This is a genomic window from Cedecea sp., from assembly GCF_036500665.1.
Classification (GTDB): Bacteria; Pseudomonadota; Gammaproteobacteria; order Enterobacterales; family Enterobacteriaceae; genus Cedecea.
In genome coordinates, this window is record NZ_DASYBS010000037.1 from 1 (window position 1) to 2,823 (window position 2,823).

Below are 2,823 nucleotides of genomic sequence, written 5' to 3' on the forward strand. Positions count from 1 at the left end.
CCGCGCCGACAGGCGGGCGGAAGTGCGCGGTGAAGTGCCGGTGTACCTCCTGCAGACCGATACCCTGAAAGACCAGCTGAGCAATAACCTGGCCCGTGAGACGCCGGGCGCGGGCTATATCCATTTTCCGGACTGGCCAGGGGAGTGGTTTTACGACGAGCTGACGTATGAAGAGCGCGGGCTGGATGGCAAGTGGCGCAAACCCGGTAAAGGGAATAACGAAGCGTTCGACCTTTTTTGCTATGCCCAGGCTGTCGCCGTCCTGCGGGGCTACGAAAAAATCCGTGACTGGGAAAAGCCCCCTGCCTGGGCGGAGCCGCAGGAGACGAACCCAAATATTTTTGAAGGGGAACGCCCCCGGGAAATAACTGTGAAAAAAACAAAACCCGTTCAGCCGTCTGTCCATACTGAGCCTGAAAAGGGAGCAGCACTCTCCGGCAACTGGCTGGGGTCTTCCGGGAAGGGAGGCTGGTTGTGACAAAAGACGAAATTTACAGCATGTTGCTTATGGTTCGTCGGGCCTACCAGGACTCCCTGGACGGCAAAAGCGTGTCGTTCACGGGTGTGAATGGTCGTGCTATTACCAACCACGATCCCGTCGCTCTGCGTACTGAGCTTGAATACTGGGAAGGACGCTGGCGGACGGTAACCCGCCGCGGTGGCTCATACAAACTCGCTAATTTTCTGTAAGGCACGCCATGGGATTTTTTGAAAGAACACTGGGCGCGATATCGCCAGGGTGGGCCGCTGCGCGGGTGCAGAATCGTCTCAGGCTACAGGCCTACGAGGCAGCAATCTCGTCCCGTACCCACAAAGGCAAACGTGAATCGCGTTCAGCGGATACGGCCGTTTTTGCTGCCGGGACATCATTGCGCGAGCAGGCCCGCTGGCTGGATGAAAATCACGATCTGGTTATTGGCTTGTTTGACAAGCTGGAGGACAGGGTTATCGGTGCGAACGGCATTCACGTTGAGCCGCAGCCGCTGGATCTGGACGGTAACCTTCACTCTGCGTTTGCCAGTCAACTCTCTGCTTTATGGGCCGAATGGTCCGTGCGTCCGGAAGTAACAGGCATGTTCACCCGGCCTGAAGCCGAGCGGCTTTTGCTGCGCTCCGCAATCAGGGACGGCGAGATCTTTACTCAGCTGGTGCGTGGTAATGTTCCGGGCCTGCAGCATTCCACGTCGGTACCTTTCTCGCTGGAGATGCTGGAAGCAGATTTTGTTCCCTTCAATCTCAACAGCACCGCCGGACAGCAGGTCAGACAGGGCATTATCGTCAATGCCTGGGGGCGTCCGACCGGCTACAGGGTTTATAAACATCATCCTGCCGGTTTTTCCGGATTTAACGCCGACTTCAAAACAGTGTCGGCCGACAACATGCTTCACCTTGCTCACCGCAAGCGGCTTCACCAGCTGCGTGGTATCAGCCTGATCCACGGGGTGATAACCCGCCTGGCTGACATCAAGGACTACGAAGAGTCCGAGCGTGTGGCCGCCCGTATTGCTGCCGCGCTGAGCTTTTACATCAAACGCGGCGATGCGCAGTCAATGGGGGATGACGGTGAGTTTTCCGCGCCCGGTGGCCGGCGCCACTACGATATCGCCCCGGGCATGATTTATGACGACCTGAAACCCGGCGAAGACCTGGGCATGGTCGAGTCAAATCGCCCTAACGTTCACCTCTATGAATTCCGCAACGGACAAATGCGGGCGGTGGCGGCGGGTACGCGCGGGAGTTATTCGAGTATCGCCCGGGACTACAACGGCACCTACAGCTCCCAGCGTCAGGAGCTGGTGGAAAGTTTTGAAGGGTACAACGTGCTGCAGCAGTGGTTCGTTGGCCAGCACAGCCGGCCGGTATACCGCGCCTGGCTGGCGATGGCGTTGCTGAGTGGTATCCCGGTCCCTCCTGACGTGGATAAAAAATCCCTCTGTAACGCGCTCTACCTGGGGCCGGTGATGCCGTGGATCGACCCGGGTAAAGAAGCGGAAGCCTGGAAAGCAATTGTCCGCGGTGGTGCCGGGACAGAGGCGGAGTGGACTCGCGCCCGCGGCAAGAACCCGCAGGAGGTTAAACGCCAGCGCCTGCGTGAAACCGAATTTAATAAAGAGCATGGTCTGGTGTTCGATTCCGACGCCGCCCACGACAAAGGAGCAACGCCAGATGCAACGGCAAAAAAAGACGATCGGCGCAAGCGGGATGACGACGATTAACCCCCGGGCCAGCCTGGCGGGCGTCGATGCGGCCACGGGCCAGCGCTGGTACGAAATTCGTGCGCTGGCCGCCGGGCGGGTGGAGATTTTCCTCTACGACGTCATCGGTGGCTGGGGCATTACCGCGCAGCAGTTTGTGGCCGACTGCAAAGAGGCCGGGGTGTTTGAGGCCGGCGCAATCGATCTGCACATTCACAGCCCCGGCGGGGATGTGATGCAGGGGTTTGCCATCTTCAATACGCTTTCGCGCCTGAAGGCGAAGGTGGCGATCCGGGTAGATGGTGTGGCCGCCAGCATGGCCTCGATGATTGTCTGCCTGCCCGGTGCCACGGTGCATATGCCGGAGAATGCCTGGATTATGGTGCATAAGCCGTGGGGCGGCATTGCCGGGGATTCAGACGATATGCGGGATTATGCCGACTGGCTGGACAGGAATGAGGCGCTGATGCTGGGCGCTTACATGAAGAAAACCGGCCTGGGGCAGGAGGAGCTTGAAACCATGCTGAAAGCGGAAACCTGGCTTAACGGTGCTGAAGCGGTAGCGAAAGGCTTCGCTGACGTACTGGAGCCGGCACTGCAGGCGGCTGCCTGCGTGAACGAAAACAAA

4 protein-coding genes are annotated in these 2,823 nt (G+C 58.9%); all 4 read left to right on the top strand.

Annotation, left to right across the window (positions count from 1 at the left end):
• The coding region (locus VGM55_RS06335; RefSeq protein WP_331635010.1) for a terminase gpA endonuclease subunit at positions 1-478 on the top strand (478 nt) is incomplete at its 5' end.
• Positions 475-690 (top strand): hypothetical protein, encoded by a 216-nt coding sequence (locus tag VGM55_RS06340; protein WP_331635011.1) that lies wholly within the window; start codon positions 475-477, stop codon positions 688-690. The genes VGM55_RS06335 and VGM55_RS06340, both read left to right, overlap by 4 nt.
• Positions 691-698: 8 nt before the next feature.
• Positions 699-2,216 (top strand): phage portal protein, encoded by a 1,518-nt coding sequence (locus VGM55_RS06345; RefSeq protein WP_331635012.1) that lies wholly within the window; start codon positions 699-701, stop codon positions 2,214-2,216.
• On the top strand, positions 2,167-2,823 hold a 657-nt coding region (locus tag VGM55_RS06350), incomplete at its 3' end, for a head maturation protease, ClpP-related (RefSeq protein WP_331635013.1). The genes VGM55_RS06345 and VGM55_RS06350, both read left to right, overlap by 50 nt.

Coding starts and splice junctions, on each gene's coding strand:
- VGM55_RS06345 (WP_331635012.1), top strand. CDS start 699: ATGGGATTTTTTGAAAGAACACTGGGCGCGATATCGCCAGGGTGGGCC.